The organism is Arthrobacter sp. D1-17 (assembly GCF_054130535.1).
In genome coordinates this window covers 638,641-660,123 of sequence record NZ_CP096382.1, presented here as the reverse complement: position 1 = coordinate 660,123, position 21,483 = coordinate 638,641, and the positions used below count along the sequence as shown (strand labels likewise).

At 66.0% G+C, this 21,483-nt stretch carries 17 protein-coding genes; 6 read left to right on the top strand and 11 right to left on the bottom strand.

Translation table 11 applies throughout. The features are described 5' to 3' along the window. Window positions 1–60: 60 nt before the first annotated feature. Window positions 61–927: an HAD-IIB family hydrolase gene (locus tag M1E01_RS03020; protein WP_457973631.1), complete on the bottom strand. Its 867-nt coding sequence runs from the start codon at window positions 925–927 to the stop codon at window positions 61–63. A gap of 270 nt (window positions 928–1,197) precedes the next feature. Here M1E01_RS03020 and M1E01_RS03015 point away from each other — a divergent pair, with 270 nt between their 5' ends. Continuing rightward, window positions 1,198–2,619, top strand: a complete 1,422-nt coding sequence (locus M1E01_RS03015) for an FAD-binding oxidoreductase (RefSeq protein WP_457973630.1) — start codon at window positions 1,198–1,200, stop codon at window positions 2,617–2,619. A 24-nt stretch (window positions 2,620–2,643) separates the two neighbouring features. On the opposite strand, the gene M1E01_RS03010 is transcribed toward M1E01_RS03015, so the two are convergent. The 5 genes from M1E01_RS03010 to M1E01_RS02990 all read right to left on the bottom strand — a co-directional run bounded on the left by M1E01_RS03010 (window position 2,644) and on the right by M1E01_RS02990 (window position 8,294). Next, window positions 2,644–3,417, bottom strand: a complete 774-nt coding sequence (locus M1E01_RS03010) for a GOLPH3/VPS74 family protein (RefSeq protein WP_457973629.1) — start codon at window positions 3,415–3,417, stop codon at window positions 2,644–2,646. A 70-nt stretch (window positions 3,418–3,487) separates the two neighbouring features. Next, a complete protein-coding gene (locus M1E01_RS03005; RefSeq protein ID WP_457973628.1) occupies window positions 3,488–4,156 on the bottom strand; it encodes a GntR family transcriptional regulator in 669 nt (222 codons plus the stop codon). Between the two features lie 41 nt (window positions 4,157–4,197). Next, window positions 4,198–5,184 carry an ornithine cyclodeaminase family protein gene (locus M1E01_RS03000; protein WP_457973627.1) on the bottom strand — a complete coding sequence of 329 codons (987 nt, stop codon included), beginning with the start codon at window positions 5,182–5,184 and terminating at the stop codon, window positions 4,198–4,200. Window positions 5,185–5,269: 85 nt separating this feature from the next. Continuing rightward, window positions 5,270–6,607 carry an amidohydrolase family protein gene (locus M1E01_RS02995; protein ID WP_457973626.1) on the bottom strand — a complete coding sequence of 446 codons (1,338 nt, stop codon included), beginning with the start codon at window positions 6,605–6,607 and terminating at the stop codon, window positions 5,270–5,272. Between the two features lie 199 nt (window positions 6,608–6,806). Next, the gene (locus M1E01_RS02990) at window positions 6,807–8,294 is read right to left on the bottom strand and encodes an amidohydrolase family protein (RefSeq protein ID WP_457973625.1); all 1,488 of its coding nucleotides are present in this window, start codon (window positions 8,292–8,294) and stop codon (window positions 6,807–6,809) included. A gap of 131 nt (window positions 8,295–8,425) precedes the next feature. Here M1E01_RS02990 and M1E01_RS02985 point away from each other — a divergent pair, with 131 nt between their 5' ends. After that, the gene (locus M1E01_RS02985; protein ID WP_457973624.1) at window positions 8,426–9,898 is read left to right on the top strand and encodes a DUF3100 domain-containing protein; all 1,473 of its coding nucleotides are present in this window, start codon (window positions 8,426–8,428) and stop codon (window positions 9,896–9,898) included. Window positions 9,899–10,030: 132 nt separating this feature from the next. Next, the gene (locus M1E01_RS02980) at window positions 10,031–11,245 is read left to right on the top strand and encodes an amidohydrolase family protein (protein ID WP_457973623.1); all 1,215 of its coding nucleotides are present in this window, start codon (window positions 10,031–10,033) and stop codon (window positions 11,243–11,245) included. 11 nt (window positions 11,246–11,256) lie between these two features. Here the strand turns inward: M1E01_RS02980 and M1E01_RS02975 are convergent, their stop codons facing one another. The 4 genes from M1E01_RS02975 to M1E01_RS02960 form a co-directional block, all read right to left on the bottom strand. Next, window positions 11,257–11,619, bottom strand: coding sequence for an LPXTG cell wall anchor domain-containing protein (locus M1E01_RS02975; protein ID WP_457973622.1), 363 nt, complete (start codon window positions 11,617–11,619; stop codon window positions 11,257–11,259). Window positions 11,620–11,796: 177 nt separating this feature from the next. Beyond that, entirely contained in the window at window positions 11,797–12,165 is a 369-nt protein-coding gene (locus tag M1E01_RS02970; protein ID WP_457973621.1) for a YybH family protein, read from the bottom strand. A gap of 191 nt (window positions 12,166–12,356) precedes the next feature. Then, entirely contained in the window at window positions 12,357–12,632 is a 276-nt protein-coding gene (locus M1E01_RS02965; protein ID WP_457973620.1) for a hypothetical protein, read from the bottom strand. Between the two features lie 155 nt (window positions 12,633–12,787). After that, window positions 12,788–13,126, bottom strand: coding sequence for a CBU_0592 family membrane protein (locus M1E01_RS02960; RefSeq protein ID WP_457973619.1), 339 nt, complete (start codon window positions 13,124–13,126; stop codon window positions 12,788–12,790). A 191-nt stretch (window positions 13,127–13,317) separates the two neighbouring features. Between M1E01_RS02960 and M1E01_RS02955 the strand changes: the two genes are divergently transcribed. The 3 genes from M1E01_RS02955 to M1E01_RS02945 all read left to right on the top strand — a co-directional run bounded on the left by M1E01_RS02955 (window position 13,318) and on the right by M1E01_RS02945 (window position 17,748). Then, the gene (locus tag M1E01_RS02955) at window positions 13,318–14,241 is read left to right on the top strand and encodes a LysR family transcriptional regulator (RefSeq protein WP_457973618.1); all 924 of its coding nucleotides are present in this window, start codon (window positions 13,318–13,320) and stop codon (window positions 14,239–14,241) included. A 91-nt stretch (window positions 14,242–14,332) separates the two neighbouring features. Continuing rightward, window positions 14,333–14,890, top strand: coding sequence for a hypothetical protein (locus M1E01_RS02950; protein WP_457973617.1), 558 nt, complete (start codon window positions 14,333–14,335; stop codon window positions 14,888–14,890). Next, window positions 14,887–17,748: an ATP-binding cassette domain-containing protein gene (locus M1E01_RS02945; protein ID WP_457973616.1), complete on the top strand. Its 2,862-nt coding sequence runs from the start codon at window positions 14,887–14,889 to the stop codon at window positions 17,746–17,748. Before M1E01_RS02950 ends, M1E01_RS02945 begins: the two co-directional genes overlap by 4 nt. Here the strand turns inward: M1E01_RS02945 and metH are convergent. Beyond that, on the bottom strand, window positions 17,738–21,388 hold the full coding sequence (gene metH / locus M1E01_RS02940; RefSeq protein ID WP_457973615.1) for a methionine synthase: 3,651 nt from the start codon (window positions 21,386–21,388) through the stop codon (window positions 17,738–17,740). The two genes, M1E01_RS02945 and metH, sit on opposite strands and share 11 nt — an antisense overlap. Window positions 21,389–21,483: the final 95 nt, after the last annotated feature.

Below are 21,483 nucleotides of genomic sequence, written 5' to 3'. Positions count from 1 at the left end.
ACCCGTCGTCGTCAACAGGTTCCGGTTTGCCTTAAGGCAGCAGCACGAGCCGCCGCGTTGTCAGCAGAGTCCGAGCTCGGCGAAGGCAGCAACGAGGCCTTCACGCTGCGGCGGCGCAGCGGTCCGGTCCGCGAGCGCCAGGAGCTCGGGGGAGGACCCTTCGATGGCGATTCCCATGCCGGCATAAGCGATCATCTCGAGGTCATTCTGCCCGTCGCCGATGGCGATGGTCTGGCCGCGCTTGATGCCTAGGTGGGCGGCGACGGCGGCGACACCATCAGCTTTGCTGATGCCGCGCTGGTACAGCTCACCGGCGTGCCGGCCCTCGTCGGCGATGGAATTTTCGACGACGGCGATCGCGTCGCCGATTTGCGCGGCAAGGCGCTCCATGGGGACTGCGGCGTCAAAGACCGAGACCTTGGCGAAGGACACGGCTTTGGGGTTTGTGATGGGCCGTATCGAGTCAAGAATGGCCGAGGATCCGGTGCCGTGGCCGTCCGGTCCGCGCCGGAAGTGTCCCTCGATGATCTGCCGTAGTCGCGCCACAGCCGCCGGCGGCACGTGCAGGCATTCCTGTGCTTCAAGGACGTAGACGGCGTCATGCTGGTCGAGCGCGGCCACCGTGCTGGAGGCGAGGTCGGTGGGAAACCGCCGGTCCAGCAGCACTTCGCCCGCCACCTCGACGTATGCCCCGGCACTCGCCACGAGCCCGTCAAATCCCGCACCGAGGATGTGCGCGGAGAGCATCGACACGGGCCGCCCCGTGCAGAGGAACACCTTGTGCCCGGCCTGCCGCGCCGCACGGACAGCCCGCACATGACCAGCAGGAACCACACCGTAGTCTGCGTAGGTACCGTCCACGTCCAGGAAGACGGCGTGGGTGGTTCGTGCGGTGCTTCGTGCGGTGGTGCCGGGCTGGGGAGTCATGAACCGGATTCTACGGCGCTTGGCGGTGTCAGGGTGGCCCCAGTCGCGAGTGCCCTTCCTGGTTGCGGTGAAGGAAAACGTCATTGCCCCATGCGAGGGGTGACTTTAGACTCGGGGCATCACAGGAGTCCCGGGAACATCGTCCGCGGGACGGAGTCTTCATTCGGGCATCCAAAGCTGTACGGGGTGACCGCCCAGGCGCGCCGGGGGCCGGCCGCCTCCACACAATATCGCCTGAGGGCTTCACCCTTCGATGTGGAAGCAGGACCGATGACCAGAGTTCATCAAGGCGTACCGGGATACGAGATCCAACAGGCACTGCAGGACTTGCGAGCGCGGTTGTCCGGGTCGCTGATCGAACCGCAGGATCCGCTCTACGACGAAGCCCGCGCGATGTGGAACGGCATGATAGATGTCCGTCCTCTGGCGGTCGCCCGGGCAGGTGCTGTTTCGGATATCGATGTGGTGCTGGACGTCGCACGGCGCAGCGATCTGGCGCTGGCCGTCCGTGGCGGAGGGCACAACATCGCCGGGCACGGCTCGGTTGAGGGCGGCCTCGTTCTGGATCTCGGACCTCTAAAAGGTGTCGGTGTCGACGCCCCGAACAGGCTCGTCAGAGTCGGGCCGGGGGCGACCCTGGCCGACGTCGACCGGGCGACCGCCGCCCACGGCCTGGCCGTACCTCTGGGAGTGATCAGTGCAACGGGGGTGGCCGGGCTTACTCTTGGTGGTGGCGTCGGCTGGCTGACGCGTTCGCACGGTTTGAGCCTGGACAACCTGGACTCTGTCGATGTCGTCACCGCCAGCGGGGAGCACCTGCATGCCAGCGGGCAGGAGAATCCGGAGTTGTTTTGGGGGCTGCGCGGCGGAGGCGGGAATTTCGGAGTTGCGTCCTCCTTCACCTTCCGTGCCGTCCCGCTTCCGCTGACACCCCTGGGCGGGAATCTCTTTTACCGGCCCGAGCACTGGAGGGACTCGCTTCTCGCGTTCTCTGCATGGACCCGGGACTTGCCTGATGAGATGAACCCGATCGTCTCGTTCCTGGTACTCCCGCCCGAGTTCGGAATGGGAGACGAGCCCTGGATGATTATCGGATGCGCTTGGGTTGCCGAAGACCAGCAGGCCGGCCTCAACCTCCTTGAGGAACTGCGGGCCGCGGCTCCTCCAGACGAACAGGAGGTTGGCCCCACTTCCTGGCCGGATTGGCAGAGTGCCATGGATGCGGTGTTCCCTAAGGGCTCACGCGGCTACTGGAAGAACGTTTCGTTCTCCCGCCTGGACGAGGAGGTCGTTGACGTGCTGGTTGGATTTGCTTCCGAGGTCTCATGGTACGGAACCGGGATAGACATCCACCATCTGGAAGGCTCGTTTGGACGAGTACCGGACGAGGCGACAGCCTTCCCGAACAGGTCTGCGCGCTACTGGCTCAACGTCTACGGGTTCTGGCAGGACCCATCCGAGGACGAACGGCTAACAGCCTTCGCCCGCAAGGCATATGCGCTCATGCGCCCGTTCTCCGAGCACGGCGAATACGTTAACTTCCTGGGGGCCGAACTCGGACATCAGGACTCTGACGCCGCGCGCCAGGCCTACGGAAGGGAAAAATACCAGCGCCTCGCCGCGCTCAAGGACCGCTACGACCCCCGGAACCTCTTCCGCCATAACCACAACATACCGCCCACGCCCGTCTAGTTCCCCGCCCAGCGTGCGGTCTCGTTAAGGTGCCATCTCGGCCAAGGTGATCCGGATCATGCGCAGTTCGTCCTCCACAGCCCTGGACGGCCAATAGTCCCTGGCCAGTTCGCGCGCCTTGCTGAGATCTGCCTCCGGGAAAAGACGTCCGAGCAGTTCTGCCGCCTGCAGCAGGGCGATCAGTGCTACGGTCCTGGCGTCGGGGGCCGCAGCACCGGACGAAGCCGCACCGGACGAAGCAGCATCCGGCTGAGCGGTATCGGACGGTGTGGTCTTGGACGGTGCGGTCTTGGACTGGAGTGTGTCGGACTGGGTTGTCTCGGGAGGCGCCGTCGCGGGAGGTGCAGGGCTAAGCACTGCTTCGATACTTTTCAGCAGTGCCGCTTCCGGCCCATGGTCTTTCTCCGGATAGCGCGCAGACCTGAATAGTCCGAGGTGCTTTTCGCCGACATGTTCCACGATGCCCAGCGAAGCCATCCGTTCGTACACACGCTGCACCTCGCCGCGTCCCTCCAGCATCGAGACCCACCGCTTGGGTTTGTGGGGGCGTGGTTTATCCCGGATCAGTTCCAGCTCGCGCTGGAACCCCGTTTCCGGTGCTGTGCCGGTTACCTTGACGTACTTGCCCTCCAGGGTGATGGCGCCAAGCAGCTCCAACTCAGCAAGTATCGCCCCTGCCAGAGTGGTCCTGAGTACGTAGGCAGGCAGTTCGGGCGCGCCGTCCTTGTCGTTCGTCGCCAGAAGGAGGAACGCCTGGGGAAGGCTTAGTTGCTCCGCCTTGGGTGTTTCCGCGCTCATATCTTCATGGTGGCGCAGTTGAGCAGTGGCCACAACGGCGCGTGGAAAGGCCGCTTCTCTGACCGTGGGTTCAGCGTTCAGGCAGGCGCCCGGCCAGTCCCTGGAGCGACGGTTCACGGCCCAGCTCCACATGCGCGAAAGCCAGCGCCGCCGCCAACTCCGCCTTGCCGTCATAAATGGCCCGGCACAAGCTCAGGTGCTCGGCGCACTGGACCTGAGGGTCGCGGTGCCCGGTCAGCGTGAAGAGCCACTGCATCCTGCCCAGCAGAGGCTTCATGGAGTACTCCAACAGTGTGTTGCCTCCCATCGCCACGATCTCCGCATGCAGGGCTGTATTGATGAGCGGGATCTGAGCGTGGTCGTGGCGCAGGGTTGCTTCTTCCGCCTGGTCCATCATCTGCTGCAGCCGCGATGACGGCTCCCCTCTTGCCGCTGCTTGGGCAGCGAGGCGCGCGGCGAGGACTTCCAGGCTGAGCCGCACATCGAAGAGTTCATTAACGTCGCGCAACGTGATCTGCTTGACGGTGGCACCACGCCGGGGGGAGGTGTCAATGAAGCCTTCGGCCTCGAGTTGCTGGAGGGCTTCCCGGACGGGGACACGGGAGACAGCCAGCGTTTGGGACAGGTCGCGTTCCCTGAGCCGGGACCCTGGCGCGAAGTCACCGGAGATGATCAGTTCCCGGATCCGTTCCCGTGCAGTATCCGCCGACGACGCGGGAGATTCCGCCTGGACTGTCATTCATGCCTCCCGTTATCGCTGCAGCGTCCTTGCTTCTGCGGTCAGTTATTCAGCTCCACGTGGATGCCGAGCCCCTGATCGAGGGCAGCGTCGTACAGAAGCCGCCCGATGGCAAGATCCTGCAGACCGATACCAACCGAATTGAACAAGGTTACTTCGTCATCACCAAGGCGCCCTGCTCTTATCCCCGCAGCCAGGTCACCAAGTTCGGCTTCCACGTCCTCAAAGCTCATCACTCCTTCGGCGACCGGGATGATCAGCCCGCCGGACTTGGCTCTGGCCGTGGCCAGGCTGTCCACGAAGACCCTCGCCCGCACCATCCCCTCCGAGTCAATCTCCCGGTGATCGGAGCGGGGACGGGATCCGACGGCGTTTACATGCAGTCCCGGCCTGAACCACTCGCCCTTGACCAGAGGCTCAACGGCCGGGGTGAGGGTGCACAGCACGTCCGCTGCCTCTACGACTTCCCGCACGCTGGACGCCCGCCTGATATTGAGGCCGTGATGGGAGATCTCACCGCAGAATGCCGTTACCGTGTCCTTGGAACGGGACCACACCACCACGTTTTCGATTGGAAGGACGGCCAGCATGGCTTCCACGTGTGCCACGGCCAGGGCGCCGGCGCCCACCAGCCCCAGGGTGGTGCTGGCCGGCCTCGCGAGGAGCTTCGTGGCTACGGCGCTGGCGGCGGCAGTGCGGACCCGAGTTGGAACTTTGCCGTCCAGGATCGCCAGGGTTTCGCCGGTCAGCTGGGAGACGAGCATGATCGTGGACCGTTGCGTGGGCAGGTTCGATTCCCGGTTCGCCGGAATGTCCGCCAGCAGCTTCACGGACGCCAGCTCCTCCGCGCCGGACAGTGCCGCCATCGGCAGGAACCTCGCATCCGAGGACGGCAGGAGGAGGGAATCCGGCGCCGGTTGAACAGCCGTGCCCCGGCTGAGGCCGGCAAAGGCGAGTTCGACGGCGGCAATGGTCGCGGGCATATCGGCCAGGGACTGCAGCTCGGAGGCATTAAGAATCAGGGTCATGGGTGGCTTCCAGGTGGGAGGGCGCGTTTGGCCGCGCAAGTGAAAGGTGGGAGAGGACAGGGTTGCCCGTGTCCTTGACGGCTGATCACAGGTCATTCCGTACAAGGACTCCCTGCGCCACCACGGCGCCGATCTCTTCCAGGGCCGAGGCGCTGTTCAAGGGATCGGAGTTGACGATGACCGCGTCTGCAAAGGAACCGCGCACCAGGCGTCCGGCTGTCTCGCCCCAGCCGAGCAGGGCGGCGGCATTGACGGTTGCGGCCCTCAGCGCATCCAGCGGCGACAGGCCGGCCTCAGCAAGCAGACGCACTTCTGTGCCGATCGGGGTCACGTCGGATCCGAAGGAGTCCGTTCCCGCCACTACCGTCACACCGGCTTCATGGGCTGCCCGGACTGCGGCTTTGATGATGGGCGTGTACTCCTTGCCACGGGCAGCCAGGAGCGGGTTGGAAGAGCGTGCCATGCTCGTGATGGCGTCCGTTGTGGGTGTGAAGTACGTGCCGCGGCTGGCCATGCGGTGGATAGTCTCTTCGCTGACGAAGACGCCGTGCTCGATGCTGCGCACACCGGCCCGGACTGCGCCGTCTATCCCCTCTGCGCTGTACGCGTGGCACAGCACGCCCGCTTTGCCTGCGGCCTTGACCACGGCAGAGAGCTGTTCGTAGTTGTAGACGAGTTCGCGGGGGTCCTGTTCCGGCAGGCCCGCCCGGGGGTTGGCCCGGGTCTTGATCACCTGGGCACCGCGCTTCAGGTTGACGCGGGTGAGGTAGCCAAGGTCCGCCGGTTCCGTGACTCCCCCGGACAGGGACGCGAGCGGTGCAAGGTCAGGGTCTGCCAGGAGCGAGTCCCCCAGTTCGGGCGAAATAAACAGCCCGGCCGGGCTTACCCGGGGCGAGGCACCGGCGGCCCAGGCGGGCAGGGCAGCGAGGGCGACGTCCTGATAGAAGCTGCTCGAACCGCTCCTGACGCTGGTTGCTCCGCCCTGCAGGATGGCCCGCGCATCCGACAGTGCGTTCGCATGGACATGCACGTCGATGAGGCCTGGCAGCACCCAGCGCCCGGCGGCATTCACGATGTGTGCACGGCCGCCAAGAGCAGCCACCGCACGCCGTGTTTCCTTCCGGCTGCCGACGGCGGTTACCTTGCCTCCTTCCAGCACTAGGACCCCGTCTGCCAGGGCATCGCCCGTTTTCGGGTCCACAATGGTGCCGCCCTCAATCAACATGGGCGCCGGGGAAGCGGGGCGTTCAGGGTGGCCGGGGATTGAGGCGTTGTCCTCCGCCCGCGCGGTCGGAGCACCTCCAAGCTGGGCAGCCAGGCTTGCCGCTGAGATTCCCGCCAGGGCGGCCGCCCCCGCCAGGACGCCGCGGCGTGGAAGCGCAGCGGCAGGCGGGGCAGCGGGGGTGTGATCGTGAAGGCACATTTTGTTCTCTCAAAGGGGGAAAGGCCCTGCCGGAACAGTGCGAGGCCGGGGTCAACAGGTCAAAGTCCGGGTTCTAACGTCACGGTTCTTCCGGGGGCGGATAAGCTTTCCACCGTCTGCCGGCCACCCTTGACTAGTTCCCACAGTATCGCTTTTGGTATACCAAGCAACAGCTGCAGGGCGCCCATGCTTTCGTTCGCTAGGGAGTTGCGGCCGGACTAAGGATGTCGGCGCGCGGATAGACGGGAGGAAACAGCTCGTCAGGCTCCCGGCGCTGAATGTCCCGTTCGGAGTATGCCGCCCGCATCTGGTCGAAGAGCCGCTGCCCCTCCGCCTTCAGTGCGTCGAGGTCGATGCCGGGCAGGGCACCGCCGACGACGACAGGACGCCCTGCCACGAACGTATCGGTCACCTGGCGCGCCGTTCCGTTGAGCACCAGCGTTCGCAAGGGGTCTTCAACGGCGCCGTCGCGGAAATTGCCCAGGGAAACTACCGTGATGTCGGCTTGCATCCCCGGGGCAAGCCTTCCGAGGTCGGCCCGGCCCAGGGCCCGTGCTCCGCCGACGGTGGCGGCGTCGAAGTAGTCGGCCAGGGTCCCGGCGTCGGGCCTCCCCTCGACCAGCCGCGCCACATGCATGCCGACGTCGATGCCGCGCACCAGATCCGGCGGGAAGGAATCCGTACCCAGGCACAGGTTGATGCCTGCCTCGCGGAAGCGGTCAAAGGAGACAAGCTGCTTCTGGTAGCGGAACGATGTTAACGGGCAGTGGACAATGCTGACGCCGTGGCGGGCGAGTGTGTCGAGCGGGCCACCGGGCGCTGATGCCGCCGGGTCCTTGGCGTCGATCACCACGCCGTGCGGGATGAGAAGCCGGGTGCCGAACAGGCCTGAGGATTCGAGCAGTTCCCACATGCCGCGTCCGGCGGAACGCTGCAGCAGCCCGTCCTCCAGTGGGGACTGGAGGCAGTGGAGCCGGACGAGCGCGTCCCGTTCCCGGGCGATCCGGGCCGTCTCCCGTATGAGGCCTTCGGACAGCGTCTCGATGCGGCACGGCAGCAGGGCCCCGGTGACGAGCGGGTCTGCGAGACGGGCGGCGTGGTCTAGGAAGCGTTCGGCGTCGCGCAGGCCCGCAAGCCCCCGGTCCTCGTCGAAGTGGACCTCGCGGCCGCCGGCGGCAGTGGTGACGTGGACTCCGGACCGGTAGGCCGGTCCGAGGTAGCCGCGCAACCCGATCCGGCGGCTGGTCTCGGCCATGTCCACGAGCTCATCGAAGCCCTCAGCCCACGAGCTGTGAATCTCCGAAGCGATCGGCATGTAGGTCGTGATGCCGTGCAGGGCGAGCTGCGCCAAGGCGAATTCGCGGACCGTGGCACGCTCGGCCTGCGTGAACACGTCCCGGCGGCGGTGGGCAAAGTAGTCGTCCGACCACAGGTGGCCGGCGGCCACATGGCGCGAGGGCCACGAGTCCAGGATGAGGTGATCGATGTCGGCGAGGGCATCGAGGTCTATCAGGCCGGGCACGACCAGGCTCTGGCCATAATTGTGCTCCTCGTCGACCGGACCCGCATAGTTGCGCCCTACGAAGACGATTGCATCGCCGTTGAAGACCACCTCGCCGTCCTCGATGAGAGTGTGCCGTGTGCCGTCAAACCCCAGAACGTACCGGGCCGAAATTTTCCTGTACACAGATGCCTCCTAGAAATGTGACTTGCCTCTCGTTGAGCACGAGTATACAGTCATTTGGTATACCAAAGCACCGCTTCCCCCAGTGCGAGATTTTCTTTCTAATCCCTGATCCTTCTCGAAAGGCCCGCGTCATGCGCAATGAAGCGAAGACCACAGACGGCTCCCTGTTCACCCTGACGGACACCCCTCCCTCCCGTTCCTTCCGTGCACGACCCGCCATGTGGTTCGCGATGATCGCGATCTCCACCGCGATCTGTGCCGTGGCCATCACGATCGGAACCCACAAGTTCCACCTCGGCCCGGCCGCCATCGTCCTGATGCCCATCCTGTGGACCGTGCTCATCGGCGGCTTCCTCGGAGTCCAGAGATGGAAACCCATCGAAGGACGCTCCCGTGCGGTGTCCACGCACCTGATGGACGTATCCATTGTTTTCTTCCTAGCAGGGCTTGGCACCCAAATTGGTCCGTCGCTGACGAAGTTCACCGGCCTCGGCCCCGCGATCCTCCTGCAGGAGGTGGGGCACGTGGTCGGCACGGTGATCCTGGCCCTGCCGGTCGCTGTCGCCCTTGGAATGGGGCGCTCCGCGATCGGCGCCACCTGGTCAATCGACCGTGAGTCCTACCTGGCCTTCGCCATCCAGCGCTTCGGTGTCCGCTCCCCCGAGTACCGCGGAGTGTTCGCTGTATGGGTGCTGGGCAGCGTCTTTGGCGCCGTGTTTATCTCCCTGCTGGCCGGACTTCTCGGCGGACTCGACTTCTTTGATCCCCGGGCTCTCGCCTTGGGCCTCGGACTGGGCTCTGCCTCCATGATGCTGGGCGGTGTCGGTGCCTTGTCCATCCTCTACCCGGAGATGGCCGGTGAGATCATGGCCCTCGCCGCACTCTCCAACCTGGTCACCAATATCGTCGGCTTCTACGCCGGTGTCTTCATCGCGCTGCCCATGTGCCAGAAGCTCTACAAGATGTGGTCCCGCATTTTTGGAAGGGACGACCTCGGCCGCCGCGTGCGCCGCGGCACTCTTGTTGGTGCTGCAGCTGAAGCCCGGGCCGGCGGATCGGGGTCGGCACGCGCAGGCGGGGCAGTAATTGAAACGGCAACGCCCGAGGCAGCTGACGCGTCGGGCGCCGACACCGTGGATGTCAACGGCATCGAAGAGGATCCCGTTGTTGTCAGGACCCCCAGGACGTGGCTCCTCGCCTTCGCCGCGACAGGAGTAGCAGGCATCCTGCTCAATGCCCTCGGCACCGGTGCGGCGCGGCCGCTGGATGTCGTCGGCGTGCTCATCCTGCTGGCCCTCACCGCCGTCGCGCTGGTACTTGCCAAGCTCGTCCCGGCGGTCCCGTCCAGCATCTGGGTCCTGGCTCTGGCCACCATTGCCTCGGCAACGTTCCTGCCCGTCGGCCCCTTCATCGCCTCCTCCACGCAGCACATCAACGTCCTCTTCGCGGGCCTCCCCATGATCGCCCTGATCGGCATGTCACTGGGCCGGGACGTCAAGGCGTTGCGCTCACTGAGCTGGAAGATCGTGATCGTCGCCCTCATGACGTTCACGTCCAGCTTCCTCGCCGCCGCGGTCATCGCCCAGATTGCTTTCCAGTTCTAATACACGCCGCTGTAAATACATGTTGCTGTTAATACACCTGCTGTGGGGAGGGCGCCGGTCCCGTGAGATCGGTGCCTTCCGGCCGTCGTCCGCAGGCAGCCCTAGACACAGCCCGGCCGAAAGGAATGAACCATGCTCATCACCAACGTCCGCCCCTGGGGCGGGGGCGCCGTCGACCTTGAGGTCCGCGAGGGACGGATTGCCGCCGTTCACCCGGCGGGTTCTGCCGTCGTCGTCCCCGAAACAGTGGTTGACGGGCGGGGTCGGATCGCTTTGCCCGCGTTCACGGACGTGCACGTCCACCTGGATTCGACCCGGATCGGGCTGCCGTTCCGGGAGCACACCGGCTCGCCCGGCGTGTGGAACATGATGCGCAACGACCGGGACAACTGGCGCGACACCCCTGTCCCCTACAGCGACGTCGTCGCCGGAACGCTCGAGCGAATGATTGCGCGGGGCACCACGCGCGTCCGTTCCTACGCCCAGATCGACGTGGACTGCAAGCTTGAGCGCTTCGAGGCAGTCATGGCCGCCAAGGAACGCTTCGCCCACGCGGCCACCGTAGAGGTCATGGCCTTTCCCCAGGCCGGCCTCCTGCTGGAGGAGGGCACCGTTCCGCTCCTCGAGGAGGCCCTCCGCGCGGGCGCAACAACGGTGGGCGGCATCGACCCATGCCAGCTGGACCGCGACCCGGTCCACCATCTGGACATCGTCTTCGGGCTGGCAGAGAAGTACGGGGTCGACGTTGACATCCACCTGCACGAGCCGGGCCATCTGGGGGTCTTCAGCGCGGAACTCATCTTCGAACGCACCCGGGCGCTGGGTATGCAGGGACGCGTCTCCCTGTCCCACGCTTACGACCTGGCGAATGTCCACCCCGACGTCACCGCCGGGCTCGTGGAGCAGATGGCCGAGCTCGACGTTGCCTGGGCGACAGTCGCCCCGGCAAGTGGCGGGACGCAGTTCGACTTGGCCCAGATGACCGAGGCCGGGATCCGTGTCGGTTTGGGCGAGGACGGCCAGCGGGACTACTGGAGCCCGTATGGCAATTGCGACATGCTCGACCGCACGTGGCAGCTGGCCTTCACGCACCGACTGCGCAAGGACCTGCTAATCGAGCACTGCGCAGCGATAGCCACCATGGGAGGTGCGTCCATCATGGACCGCACCGTCCAGCGACTCACCAGCTCCGATGACCGGCCCGGCCTGGCCCTGGGAGACCGGGCCGACCTCGTCCTGGTTGACGGCGAAACCGTCACGAGCACCGTCATGGACCGAGGCGCCGACCGCACGGTCATCCATGACGGAAGGCTGGTCGCCGACGGGCTGGCCGTCCTTGGCCAGTAGCGTAGCCGCGCTTACAGGTCTTTCACAGCCCCCCGCCGTCGCCACAGGAAAAACGCCACGAGCAATACGAGCAGGATGATCGCCGCCCCGATCACGAGTGGCGTGCTGTCGTTCGTCTGGGCCGTTCCTGTGTCGCTTGGACCTCCTGGGGGAGGCGGCGATGATTCAGCCGGAGTTGCTGTTCCGGTCGGCGCGGGAGTGGGCCCCGTCGGAGCATCAGTAGGAGAAGGCTGCTGTCCCTGGGTGACACCCGGCGAGGCTGCCAGGACCTGAACGGTAGCGGTTCCGGGGCCTTCAGCGGCCCCTGCGGCAGCGGGAATCCAGAACATACTTCCAATGAGGGCGGCGACAACAGCGGCCCTCATCCATGTCATGCGCATTAGTCCTCCTCCACGACCGGCTGCCGCTTCCGGCCTCCGCACTCGGAACATCAGGGGCAGGGCGCCACACCCCTCATTGTGAACCCGGCCCTGTACCGTGTCCATCACGTCAGAAATGCCTCCAGCCGGGCATCAGCGCGGGCCGGACGGAATAGGCATCAAGCAGGTAATTCAGGCAGTGCCGAACGGGTTATCAATAATGAGTTTCCACCCTTCGTCACCCAGCCGAAGAACGTCAGCAGCGGTGCCTTTCAGGTCGACTTCATTGCCATCGGCAGCAGTGCCTTTGATGGTCCAATCAACGATCGCGAGTGCTATTTGTCCTTCCTGCAGCACATGGCGGACAGTCAGGTCAATCGGCAGTCCCATTGCTAGGAACTGCCGCTGGGCTGTGAGGTTGTCCTCACCTGTGAGGGCCAATCCGGGCTGAGGGGCGAAAACGGCATTTGTCTCCATGAAGCCGGCCATCCCGTTGAAGTCCTGACGATTGAAGCATTCCGCCCAGGCGGGGTGCACGTTAGCCGGATCCGTGATTTTCATTCTGTCCTCCACAACCGCAGATGTGTTCCCTATTCAGCAGCATGGGACTGCACCATGAGACCGGTCTGAGGGCAGCATGAAAGTCTTCTCACTCATGAGGTACTCCCCGATTTGCTTGTGCCTCAAATTCGCACTGTGCCGCTGCAGCAAAAAAGCCCGGACCTGAACGGTCCGGGCTTTGCTGAATTCTGTTACCGCTCGATGCTTACCGTGAGATCGATGTGGATGTCCGTGTCGGCGGCAAGGCGTTCCTGGAGGTAGCGTGCAAGACTCGCATCGGTGGCGGTGTGAGCGCCTTGCGGAATTGCTCCGCGGAGGAGTGCTTTGGAGTTGGTGGACTTGACCACGTCCAACGGCGCCCAGCCACGATGGGTCGAGGTGAGCTGCTCCAGGTCCGTACTGAAGGACCGCCTGTGGTCGTCGCGGACCGTGGCGCACATGGTGAACGGGATGAAGGCTGTAGGCAAAGGGGTCCTTTCACAAGGCAGCCGATGGTCGGCGCCCGGTTAGAACAAGCTCCCTGGTGTCCTTGTAATTCCCTTGCAGCAGTTTAAGAGTCCGACATCACGGCAGCCTCGCCGCAGTGCTGGCTATCGCCGGGTTGTTCCCGCCTACGCCTGTTTTAGGTGAAGCGGCGCGCTTCGACGATGGCCAGTTGGCCGGTTGTGTCAGGGACTCCAGGAAACTGGACCTGCGGCGCCTCGGCAGCGGCCGCCGGCGACTCCTGCCGGGAACGCATGCGAAGCAGCGCTACCGCGGAAATGAGAAACCAGGCGATATTCGTGACAACGGAGGGCCACGCTTCGTGGAATGCGCCATTGACAATAAAGGCACAAGCACCGAGCAGATTCGCCGTCTGAAAGCCCTTGCCGGCCTTCATCCATCCCATGGACACAGCAAGGAACGCGCCGAGTATCGCAACCGCGCCCGCCCAGCCGGAAATTTCAAACAGCAGTTCCATGATGTCCTTTCAGAATTGGTGCCCGGCTGCCATTCGCTGCGTGGAGTGGAGGTGGCGGAATGAAGGTATATATTTTCGCTTGGACCGCCAGCCTGAAGCCTCTGCTGGCCTGCCTTCAAAAGCAATTATGGAGACGCCACTGTTGTAGCGCAATTGCATTCCTCTGAAGCTGTGGTTTAGAACTACTTAACATGGATATTGATCCGCGTCGGCTGCGCGTTCTCCTTGCTGTTGCCCGCACAGGCGGAGTGCTCGCCGCGGCTGACGAGTTGGGGATCACGCCGTCGGCCGTGTCCCAGCAGCTCAACAAGCTGGAGGACGAAACGGGGCATGCTCTGGTGGTGCGCACCCCCAAAGGCTCGGTTTTGACACCCGCCGGCCTGGCCGTTGCAGAAGCCGGCGAGGAGATCGAACGCGCACTCAGCGTCGCCCGCGCCCGTATGGAGGGCGGGGCCACGGTCGCAGGGGTGGTGCGGGTTGGCGGATTCACCAGCTTCATCCGGACAGTGGTGATCCCGCGCCTGCCAGAGTGGCGCAGCCAGTACCCGCAGTTGCAGATCCGAATCGTTGAGGACGACTTTCCTGCCCTCATGCGGCTGCTCCGTCAGCGCCAACTCGATGCCATCGTCGTCGAGCTTGATTCAACGACCGCCGAGCAACGTTCCCTCTCAGCCGGCACGACCGAGGAACCCCTGCTGGACGAGCCATGGAAGCTGGTAGTTCCGGCGGGCGCCCTGCTCAGCACCGAGAACATCGACCTCGGCCACCTGCCGCTTCCGTGGCTCGGCGTTGAGTCCTCAGCCGCCAACGCTTCCGTTCTCGTCCGGCTCCGTCAGTCAGCGGGTGCCCGGATGGAGACGGTGCATCAGTACCAGGAGACGCTGACCGCGCTGGCACTCGTCGCGGCGGGTGAGGGCGCCGCAGTCGTACCCACCTTGGCGTTGAGCGGCGTCAGCCATGACGGGGTGGACGTACTGGACGTCCCTGGACTGGGCACGCGGCGCATCGTCCTGCGGCGGTTCGACCGGCGGCGGGCAGCCAGCACGCCCGTGGACACCGTTGCGCGCCTTCTCCGGGAATCGGCGGCGGCCTTCGACACGCGGTCAACATCCTGACCATCGCTGTTTGGCTGCTGCGATGACGGAGCTAACGTCACACAAGGCCACGGCATCTCAATCCGGACAGGCAACGTCCTACCCTTGACTGGTGACATTGACTAAGATTCGCACCGCCGCCGCGAGCTCCCTCGCCGCCGCCGGTCTCCTGTTTTCCCTTGCCGCCTGCTCCACGCCCGGCACTACCCAGCCAACCACGTCTGCGCCCGCATCCACGGCAACGGCGTCATCCAGCGCCGCCGCAGGGCCCTGCGACGGGGTGAAGGTCATCGTCGACTCGGGCGCCCTGAAGCAGGAGGCCGCTGAGACGTCGGTTTGCGTGCCCGTGGACGGGCCAACTCCCGCATCCAAGGTGCTTGATGAGGCAAAGGTGAAAACAGAGGGAACTGACCAATATCCCAAGGAACTGGTGTGCCGCGTGAACGGTGTGCCGGCCGCAGACTTCGACATCGTCCACAAGGGCGGCACTTACCGGGAAGATTGCAAGAAGACGCCCGCCGCTTTTGCCTACTGGTCACTCTGGGTTAAGCCGGCCTCCGGTAAGTGGGCATACGCCCAGGAAGGCCTCGCCACCCTGAAGGTGAGCCCCGGAGAGAGCCTGGAACTGCTCTTCACCGTCGACGGCGCACCGGCCACCCCCGCGGCATGACCTTTCGGCCCGCGCCGTTACGTGCAGCGGCGGCTCTCGCCGTCGTCTTCATCGCGGCGCGGGTCATCTACCGCTTCCTCTTCAACGGAGCGGGCATTGGTGAGCCCGTTCTGCTCGACATACAGCCGGTGCCGCTGCCTGCCCCGTACGCCCACGTGGTCCTCCTTGGTCCGGTCTCGGCGCCGGGGCTCTGGGAGGCGGTCCTGTCAGCCCTGCCGATCGCCGGGACGATCCTTGCTTTCGGCCTGCTCAATGCCTGCGTGGACGTGGCCCGCGGCTTCGTGCATTTGGCCCGCGGCGGTCCTATGCAGGGCCTGGCCCGGACGCTTGTGGTGGCGTGGGCGGCGCTCCCTGCGCTTTCCGACGCCGTGGCCTCCGTGCGCCTGGCGTTCCGGTTGCGGGGCGAACGGTTCGGACCCCGCGCCCTGGTTCCGGTGCTCGAGCGCACCCTCGAGCACGCGGGCCGCGTTGCCGCGGCCCTGGAGCTGCGCGGCTTCGGGAGCCGGGCAGCACAACCACCCAGCCCGCACCCAACTGGCCACAGTACCGAAGCACCGGTCCTTGTCCGGGACGCACAGTTCCGCATTGGTGACGCGCAGGTGCGCGTTCCGGAATTCGCGCCCGCGAGCGGATCCATCTCGGTCATTACCGGGCCGACCGGCTCCGGCAAGTCCACCATCCTGCGGGGCATTGCCGGCCTCCTCTCACATGTTGACGGTGGAGAAATCTCCGGCACCGTCCACGTCGCCGGAACGGACCGCGCCGGCACCCCACCGCGCGATACCGCCCGCCTTATCGGCGTCGTACTGCAGAACCCCCGGGCCGCATTCGCCACCACCCGCGTCCGGGACGAAATCGCCCTCGCACTTGAGCTGCGCGGCATGGCACCCGCTATCGTCAAGGCCCGGGTGCTGGAGGTCGCGGAGAGTATCGGAATATCGGCGCTGCTGGACCGGGATGTCAGCACTCTTTCGGCAGGTGAAGCAACGCTCGTAGCCATCGCCGCCGCAGTGGTGGAGCACCCGGTTCTGCTCTTGGTTGATGAGCCCCTGGCCGACCTTGATACCAACGCCCGCGGTCACGTTATCTCCGTGCTCAACGCCCTCTCCTGCGATGCCGGTGTCTGCGTCATCGTGGCGGAGCACCGTGCGGAAGCGCTCGTACCCTGTGCGGACTCATGGTGGACCATCGACGACGGCGCCCTGGTGCCGGGTGCTGCGCCGTCCGCGCCTACGCACTCTGTCGCACATCCGCCGCCGGCACGGCCGGCAGAGCACGCGCCCGTGCTGACGGCGACGAACCTTGCGGTGCACCCCAAGGGCAAGTTGCTCGTGCGCGACGCATCCCTGACCCTGCACCGCGGTGAAGTGGTCGCCCTGGTCGGGCCGAACGGGGCCGGGAAGTCGTCCCTCCTGGTGGCGCTCGCCCTCGGTGAAGGAACGGTCGACGGCGGGACATTCGACAGCGCCCGCGTCGCCCTGGTGCCGGATGCCTCGGACGACCTCTTCACGAGGGATACAGTCGCAGGAGAGCTCCGAGCGGCGGAGCGGCGGCACGCGCGCCGAAAGAACGGCGGACAGCCTGAGCCTGGTTCCGCAGCTGCGCGCCTTGCCCGTTTGCGGGGTGACGTTCGAATTCCCATCGGGCACGAGCATCCCCGGGACCTCTCTGCAGGGGAGCGCCGGATCCTTGCCATCGCGCTGCAGACCATGGATGATCCACAGGTCCTCATGATCGATGAGCCCACCCGCGGACTCGATCCTGCGGCGGGCACAGCAGTCGCGGCGGCATTGCGGGCCGCAGCGGAGGCCGGCGCGGCGATCCTGATCGCCACCCACGACCGCGATTTTGCGCACAGCCTCGGGGCCCGGATCCTCCCGATGCGCGATGGCGTCGCGCCCGCTTCCGAGACAGAAGCAGCCCCGGAAGTGTACCTCCCGCCTCCCCGGCAGGCAGGTGCCGGACCAAGACCACGGGTCCTCGACGAACCAACAGCCTCACAGGGAGCGGCAAGGCAGCACCGTCTCCGGCTGCCGCGCAGCGTCGAGCTCGCAGTTCTTGCAGCGGCAAACCTTCTGGCCCTCGGCGCCTTCTGCTGGCCGCTGCTCGCTGCGGCCCTCCCGCAGGATGCCGCCGCCGCCCTGCCCTACGCGGCGCTGGCCATCGCGCCCATCGCCGCAGTCACCGTTGTGGTCTCCCTCGACGGCTCTGTCCGCTCCGCGCATATGGTGGCGTTGCTCGGCGTCCTGGCCGCCGTCGGCTCCGCGGTGCGGGTGGCGAGCACGGGCGTCGGGGGCGTGGAGGCGGTCTTTATCCTGCTGATCCTGGCCGGCCGGGCGTTCGGCGCCCGTTTCGGCCTGCTCCTCGGCGCCGCCACCATCGCCGTCTCGAGCGTCTTGTGGGGCGGTATCGGGCCCTGGACACCGTTCCAGATCTTCGCCTGCGCGTGGGTGGGCGCGGGGGCCGGGCTGCTCCCCCGCCGGGTGCGCGGGCGGGCAGAAGTGTGGATGTTGTGCGGCTACGGCGCCGTGGCGTCCTACCTGTTCGGACTGCTGACCAACCTGTGGTTCTGGCCCTTCGCAGTCGGCGCCGGCACCGGCATCTCCTACATGCCCGGCGCGCCGCTGGAGACCAACCTCTCCAGCTTCCTGCTGTACTCACTCGTGACGTCGACGGCGGGCTGGGACACCCTGCGTGCCGCCACCACAATCATCGGAATCGTTGTGGTGGGGCGGGCCGTTCTCGCCGCGTTCCGGCGGGTAAAGCCGGTGGCCAGCGTGGGCACTCAAGCCGCGAAGGCTTCATCCATTCAGGCTGCATCCGTTCAAGACAGGGACCGGCTTCAACTCACACCTTGAAGTACTTCGCCTCCGGGTGGTGGAACACGAACGGGTCGGTGGACTGTTCGGGGTGCAGCATCAGCTCGTCGCTGAGGATCACGCCCATCCGCTCGGGTTTCAGCAGCTCCGTCACCTTGCGGCGGTCCTCCATGTCCGGGCACGCCGGATACCCGAGCGAGAAGCGGGCACCTCGGTAGTCGAGCTTAAAATACCCTGCCTTGTCCTTAGGCTCCTCGGCCGCAAAGCCGAGCTCGGAGCGGATGCGCGCATGCCAAAACTCGGCAAGCGCCTCGGTGAGCTGCATGACCAGGCCGTTGAGCTCGTAGTAGTCGCGGTAGTGGTTCCCCTTGAACAGCTCCGCGGTCACCTCATCGATCTTCGAGCCGGCCGTGACCAGCTGCACCGGCAGCACGTCGATCTGCCCCGACTCGCGCGACCGCACGAAGTCGGCCAGGCACAGGTGCCGGTCCCGGCGCTGGCGCGGGAAATCGAAGCGCAGCCGCTCGGTCCCGATCGGGCCACCTGAACCGCCATCCGGGGCGAGGAGACCCGCGGTGCCGAGGACGCCGTCGTGGTCCTCCCCGTGGTGCAGCACCACCACCTGTTCCCCTTCGGAGACCACCGGGAAATAGCCGTACGCGACGGACGCGTCAAGCATTCCCTCGGCGAGGATGCGGTCCAGCCAGTAGCGCAGGCGCGGCCGGCCCTCGCGTTCCACCAGTTCCTCGTAGGAGGCGCCGTCATCGCCGCGGCCGGGCTTGAGCCCCCACTGCCCCATGAAGGTGGCGCGCTCGTCGAGCAAGGCCGCGTAGTCGTGGAGCGCGACGCCGCGCACAATTCGGGTGCCCCAGAACGGCGGCGCAGGCACGGGGTTGTCGGCGGCGACGTCGGACCGGCCGGGCATGGCCTCCGGCTCCGTCACCGTAAACTTCGGGCCGCCCTTGTGAATCCGCTTCTTCAGCGCGGGCAGGCCCACCTCTGCGGGGTCCGCGCCGCGGGCTACCTGGACCAGCGGCTCCATGAGGGAGAGGCCCTCGAAAGCATCCTTCGCGTAGCGCACTTCGCCGTCGAAGATCTCAGCCAGGTCCTGCTCCACGTAGGCACGAGTCAGGGCGGCCCCGCCGAGGATGATCGGCCACTTCTTCGCAAGCCCCCGGGACTGCAGTTCCGCGAGGTTCTCCTTCATCACCACGGTGGATTTCACGAGCAGCCCGGACATGCCGATCACGTCGGCGTCGTGTTCCTCGGCGGCGGCGATGATGTCGGCTATCGGCTGCTTGATGCCGAGGTTGATGACCCTGTAGCCATTGTTGGTGAGGATGATGTCCACCAGGTTCTTGCCGATGTCATGCACGTCGCCGCGCACGGTGGCGATCACCATGGTGCCCTTGCCCGACGCGTCCGACTTCTCCATGTGCGGCTCGAGCAGGGCCACCGCGTTCTTCATCACCTCGGCGGACTGCAGCACGAAAGGCAGCTGCATCTCGCCGGCGCCGAAGCGCTCGCCCACCACCTTCATGCCTTCGAGCAGGTGGTCGTTGATGATGCCGAGCGGGGTCAGTCCCTCGCTGCGGGCCAGGTCGAGGTCCTCTTCGAGGCCCTTGCCTTCGCCGTCGATGATGCGCCGCTCCAGGCGCTGGCCGGTGGGCAGCGCCGCGAGTTCAGCGGCGCGCTGGTCCTTGAGCGCTGCGGTGTCGACGCCCGCGAACATGTCCAGCATGATGTTCAGGGGGTCGTAGGTGGTGTTGCCGTCGGCGTCGTATTCGCGGCGGTCCCAGACGAGATCCAGTGCCACCTTGCGTTGCTCTTCCGGCAGCGAGGCGAGCGGCACGATCTTGGCGGCGTCAATGATGCCGCTGGTCAGGCCGGCCTGTGCGGCCTCGTGCAGGAAGACCGAGTTCAGGACAACGCGCGCCGCGGGGTTCAGACCGAAGGACACGTTGGAGACGCCGAGTGTGGTGTTGATGCCGGGGTACTTCGCGGTGATCTGGCGGATGGCCTCGATGGTTTCGATGCCGTCCCGGCGCGTCTCTTCCTGGCCGGTGGCGATGGGGAAGGTCAGGCAGTCGACGATGATGTCCTCGACGCGCATCCCCCATTCGCCCACCAGGGCGTCAACGAGGCGGGAGGCGATGGCCACCTTGCCGTCGGTGGTGCGGGCCTGGCCCTGCTCGTCGATGGTCAGGGCGATCACGGCGGTGCCGTGTTCCTTCACAAGCGGCATGATGCGCGCGAAGCGGCTGTCCGGGCCGTCGCCGTCCTCGTAGTTGACGGAGTTGACCACCGGGCGCCCGCCGATGAGTTCGAGCCCGGCCTGCAGCACGGGCGGTTCTGTGGAGTCGATGACGAGCGGGAGGGTGGAGGCCGACGCGAAACGTGAGACGACCTCCTTGATGTCGGCCACGCCGTCGCGCCCCACGTAGTCGATGCAGACGTCGAGCAGGTGCGCGCCGACGCGGACCTGCTCGCGGGCAATGTCCACGCAATCGTCCCAGCGCTCTTCCAGCATGGCCTGGCGGAACGCCTTGGAACCGTTGGCGTTGGTGCGCTCACCGATGGCGAGGTAGGCGGAATCCTGGTCGAACGGCACGTGGTGGTAGAGGGAGGCGATGCCGGCTTCCCGCTCGGTGGGGAGGCGGGCACCGTCAGATCCCCTCCCGCCGCTGGTGACGGCGGCGGAGGTGCGGAAGGGGGCAAGACGTTCGACGACGGCGGCCATGTGTTCCGGCGTCGTACCGCAGCATCCGCCCACGAGGCCCAGCCCGAATTCCCGCACGAACTGCTCGTGCGCGGTGGCGAGTTCGGCGGGCGAGAGCGGATAGTGCGCACCGTTGGCGCCAAGCACCGGCAGGCCGGCGTTGGGCATGCAGGCGATGGCGACGGAGGACTGCTTGGAGAGGTGGCGCAGGTGCTCGCTCATCTCGTCCGGCCCGGTGGCACAGTTCAGGCCGATGGCGTCGACGCCGAGCGGCTCGAGCGCGGTGAGCGCGGCGCCGATCTCGGAGCCCATCAGCATGGTTCCGGTGGTTTCGACGGTCACCTCGACGAAGATGGGGAGGCGGATACCGCGGGACACGATGGCCTGCTTGCAGCCGTTGACCGCGGCTTTGGTCTGCAGGAGGTCCTGGCTGGTCTCGATGAGGAAGGCGTCCGCTCCCCCGTCGATGAGGCCCTCAGCCTGCAGCGCGAAGGTCTGCTTGAGGTAGTCGTAGGTGGTGTGCCCGAGGCTGGGGAGCTTAGTGCCGGGCCCCATGGAGCCGAGGACCCAGCGCATGCGCCCGTCTGTTTTTTCTGCCGCTTCTGCACGTTCGCGGGCGATTTCGGCGCCCTTGCGGGCGAGCTCTTCGATGCGGTCGTCGATGCCGTAGTCCGAGAGGTTGGACCAGTTGGCGCCGAAGGTGTTGGTTTCGACCGCATCGATGCCCGTGGCGAAGTAGGCGTCGTGAATGTCCGCGAGAACATCGGGCCGCGTGTCGTTGAGGATCTCGTTGCAGCCTTCCAGCCCCAGGAAGTCTTCGTCCAGCGAGAGGTCCCGGCCCTGCAGCATGGTGCCCATCGCGCCGTCGGCGATGACGACCCGGTGGTTCACCGCATCCAGCAGCTCCTGCGAACGGACGGGGCGGGGGACGGACTCAATATCAAGCGCGAAACGAGGCATCTAAACAGGTTACGTGCGGCGGCTGCAACGTTGCGCTGTGTGTCCGTGTACTACGACGGCGGGTGGTTCTGGGCCTTGGAGGCCCGGTGCTCGTC

Excerpts from the sequence above, each read along its gene's own strand:
- M1E01_RS02980 (WP_457973623.1), top strand. The coding sequence starts at position 10,031 with ATGCTCATCACCAACGTCCGCCCCTGGGGCGGGGGCGCCGTCGACCTT.
- M1E01_RS03010 (WP_457973629.1), bottom strand. The coding sequence starts at position 3,417 with ATGAGCGCGGAAACACCCAAGGCGGAGCAACTAAGCCTTCCCCAGGCG.
- M1E01_RS03005 (WP_457973628.1), bottom strand. The coding sequence starts at position 4,156 with ATGACAGTCCAGGCGGAATCTCCCGCGTCGTCGGCGGATACTGCACGG.
- M1E01_RS02995 (WP_457973626.1), bottom strand. The coding sequence starts at position 6,607 with ATGTGCCTTCACGATCACACCCCCGCTGCCCCGCCTGCCGCTGCGCTT.
- M1E01_RS03015 (WP_457973630.1), top strand. The coding sequence starts at position 1,198 with ATGACCAGAGTTCATCAAGGCGTACCGGGATACGAGATCCAACAGGCA.
- M1E01_RS02975 (WP_457973622.1), bottom strand. The coding sequence starts at position 11,619 with ATGACATGGATGAGGGCCGCTGTTGTCGCCGCCCTCATTGGAAGTATG.
- M1E01_RS02960 (WP_457973619.1), bottom strand. The coding sequence starts at position 13,126 with ATGGAACTGCTGTTTGAAATTTCCGGCTGGGCGGGCGCGGTTGCGATA.
- M1E01_RS03020 (WP_457973631.1), bottom strand. The coding sequence starts at position 927 with ATGACTCCCCAGCCCGGCACCACCGCACGAAGCACCGCACGAACCACC.
- metH (WP_457973615.1), bottom strand. The coding sequence starts at position 21,388 with ATGCCTCGTTTCGCGCTTGATATTGAGTCCGTCCCCCGCCCCGTCCGT.
- M1E01_RS02970 (WP_457973621.1), bottom strand. The coding sequence starts at position 12,165 with ATGAAAATCACGGATCCGGCTAACGTGCACCCCGCCTGGGCGGAATGC.
- M1E01_RS02955 (WP_457973618.1), top strand. The coding sequence starts at position 13,318 with ATGGATATTGATCCGCGTCGGCTGCGCGTTCTCCTTGCTGTTGCCCGC.
- M1E01_RS02945 (WP_457973616.1), top strand. The coding sequence starts at position 14,887 with ATGACCTTTCGGCCCGCGCCGTTACGTGCAGCGGCGGCTCTCGCCGTC.
- M1E01_RS03000 (WP_457973627.1), bottom strand. The coding sequence starts at position 5,184 with ATGACCCTGATTCTTAATGCCTCCGAGCTGCAGTCCCTGGCCGATATG.
- M1E01_RS02985 (WP_457973624.1), top strand. The coding sequence starts at position 8,426 with ATGCGCAATGAAGCGAAGACCACAGACGGCTCCCTGTTCACCCTGACG.